This is a genomic window from Emticicia sp., from assembly GCF_049241225.1.
Classification (GTDB): domain Bacteria; phylum Bacteroidota; class Bacteroidia; order Cytophagales; family Spirosomataceae; genus Emticicia.
The window spans coordinates 27,703-30,180 of record NZ_JBMLRC010000394.1 but is presented as its reverse complement, the minus strand read 5'-3'; the positions used below and the strand labels follow the sequence as shown (position 1 = coordinate 30,180).

Annotated in this window: 2 protein-coding genes and 1 pseudogene; all 3 read left to right on the top strand. The window is 35.2% G+C overall.

Going from position 1 to position 2,478, the window contains the following annotated elements; genetic code table 11:
- The first annotated feature begins 161 nt into the window (after positions 1-161).
- Positions 162-1,061, top strand: a complete 900-nt coding sequence (locus ACOVO2_RS20790; RefSeq protein ID WP_421771827.1) for a lysophospholipid acyltransferase family protein — start codon at positions 162-164, stop codon at positions 1,059-1,061.
- Positions 1,058-1,990: a glycosyltransferase family 9 protein gene (locus ACOVO2_RS20785; protein WP_421771826.1), complete on the top strand. Its 933-nt coding sequence runs from the start codon at positions 1,058-1,060 to the stop codon at positions 1,988-1,990. Before ACOVO2_RS20790 ends, ACOVO2_RS20785 begins: the two co-directional genes overlap by 4 nt.
- Positions 1,991-2,110: 120 nt before the next feature.
- Positions 2,111-2,478: pseudogene (locus ACOVO2_RS20780) on the top strand (peptidase M28); the annotation flags it as partial.

Genomic DNA, 2,478 nt, shown 5'->3' with positions numbered 1-2,478 from the left:
TTATTTACTGATTTACTCGAACTCACTGGCGATGAAGGTGCAAAAAAAGTAGTCATGAAAAACAAAGACAAAACCGCTCTGATAGATTTCCCAGAAGGTAAATTGGATTTGGATACCATCGACGAATATCGCAATTTTGTATCAAATTATAACTCAAATTAATGAAACGCATAGGTTTTTATATAGCATTACCTTTCATATACTCGATTTCGTACTTACCCTTTAGTATTTTATATCTAATTTCTGATTTTCTGTATCTGATAGTTTATTATGGAATTGGCTATCGAAAAAGTGTAGTTCGTCAGAATTTACAAAGAAGTTTTCCAGAAAAATCGGCTGAAGAATTATTAAAAATCGAAAAGGATTTTTACCGCTATATTGTTGATTTCTTCCTCGAAATGCTCAAATGCGTTACGATAAGTCAGGCAGCACTAAAAAAGCGATGGAGCATTCAAAACGATGCCATTCTTGATGAATTATTGGCCGAAAAGCGAAATATTATTGTTACGGCAGGGCATTTCGGAAACCACGAATTAGCAAATTTAGCTCTTTCATTTTTAATAAAATACCGTGTGAAAGCCGTTTACAGACCACTAAGCAACAAATTCTTCGATAATTTCTTTAAAAGCTTTAGAGAAAGATATGGTAGTATGATGATTTCAATGGCGGATGCATCAAAAGAGATTGCTAAAAATGAAAATTTCAATTATGCATTCTTTTTGGTCAATGACCAATCTCCCCCACCCGAACGCTCTTATTGGACAACTTTTCTGAATCAAGAAACAGGCTTCTTTACAGGAATCGACCGTTTCGCACGTCAGTATGATATGCCAGTAGTTTATATGTGTATCGACCGATACGCTCGTGGCAAATACAAAGTGAACGTTGAATTAATCACAAAGACTCCAAATGCTTTGCCCGAAGGAGAATTATTAGAAATTCATGCCCGAAAACTCGAACGTGATATTAAAGCAAATCCTTCGATTTGGTTTTGGTCGCACAAACGTTGGAAATACACAAAAGTTAATGGCGAAATCGTACCAGTAAGCTACAAAAAATGAACAAAACTAAGTTTCTAATTTTAAGATTTTCATCAATCGGTGATATTGTATTGACTACACCCGTAGTTAGGTGCATAAAATTGCAATATCCTGAAGCTGAGGTACATTTTGCCACAAAAAAACAATTCAAAGTTTTAGTCGAAAACAATCCTTATATCGACAAGTATCATTTATTAGAAAAATCGCTAAACCCTTTTGTAAAAGCCTTACAATCAGAGGATTACGACTACGTAATAGACTTGCATAATAACCTACGAACCTCAATTATAAAATTTCGACTTTCAAAAAAATCATTTAGTTTCGATAAACTCAACTTCAAAAAATGGCTTTTGGTTAATCTTAAAATTCATCAAATGCCAAACATTCACATTGTTGACCGATACCTAAAAACAGTAGAAAGTTTGGGTATCAAAAATGATATGAGAGGGCTTGATTATTTTATCCCCGAAAAAGATAAAGTTCAGATAAACGAGTCGTACATAGCCTTTGCAATAGGTGGGCAACATGCTACCAAAAAACTTCCAACCAGCCGAATTATTGAAATTTGCCAAAAACTTAATAGTAAAATTATGCTTTTGGGAGGAAAAGAAGACTCTTCCGCCGCCGAAGAAATTGAAAAAGCAGTTGGCGAAAAAATCATAAATGCTTGCGGAAAATATAATCTCAATCAATCAGCATCGCTTGTTCAGCAGGCCGAGTACCTCATCACGCACGATACAGGCTTAATGCACATTGCGTCAGCATTAAAGAAAAAAATCGTTTCGATTTGGGGAAATACCGTTCCCGAATTTGGAATGTACCCATATTTGACCGAATTCAAAATCATTGAAAATAAAGAACTTTCTTGCCGTCCATGTTCCAAAATTGGTTATAGTAAATGTCCCAAAGGTCATTTTAAGTGCATGAACGACCTTAATTTAGATTTTTGAGCCAAAGGGCATTTCCTTTTATCTCATTATAGTGCATTCTCGTCTCCAAATTGAAGCTTTGATAAGGTTTTAAACATGTTTCTCACTATTTTTGTTAAAACATCTTAACCTTCATCATTCATGAAAAAAATCTATCTTATTATTTTTAGTGCAGCAATTTCTGTTACTTCTTTCTCTCAAAAAATCATTAACCGTGACCCACAAATCGAGGCATTGGTTAGTCAAATTTCTGCCGATAGTCTAAAAAAATTCGATGAAAAACTCGTTTCTTTTGGCACTCGTAGTACGCTCTCAACAACTACTGATACCAAACGTGGGATTGGTGCTTCAAGACTTTGGGTTTTGAGTAAATTTCAAGAATTTGCTAAAACATCCGAAGGGCGAATGACGGCAGTGCTTGATACTTTCACACTCCAACCTGATGGCCGTAGAATTGACAAAACAATTGCAATGGCCAATGTAATGGCGACTTTGAAAGGAACTGACCC

What these genes read in the sequence shown, in the direction of transcription:
- ACOVO2_RS20790 (WP_421771827.1), top strand. Translation starts at nt 162, where the DNA reads ATGAAACGCATAGGTTTTTATATAGCATTACCTTTCATATACTCGATT.
- ACOVO2_RS20785 (WP_421771826.1), top strand. Translation starts at nt 1,058, where the DNA reads ATGAACAAAACTAAGTTTCTAATTTTAAGATTTTCATCAATCGGTGAT.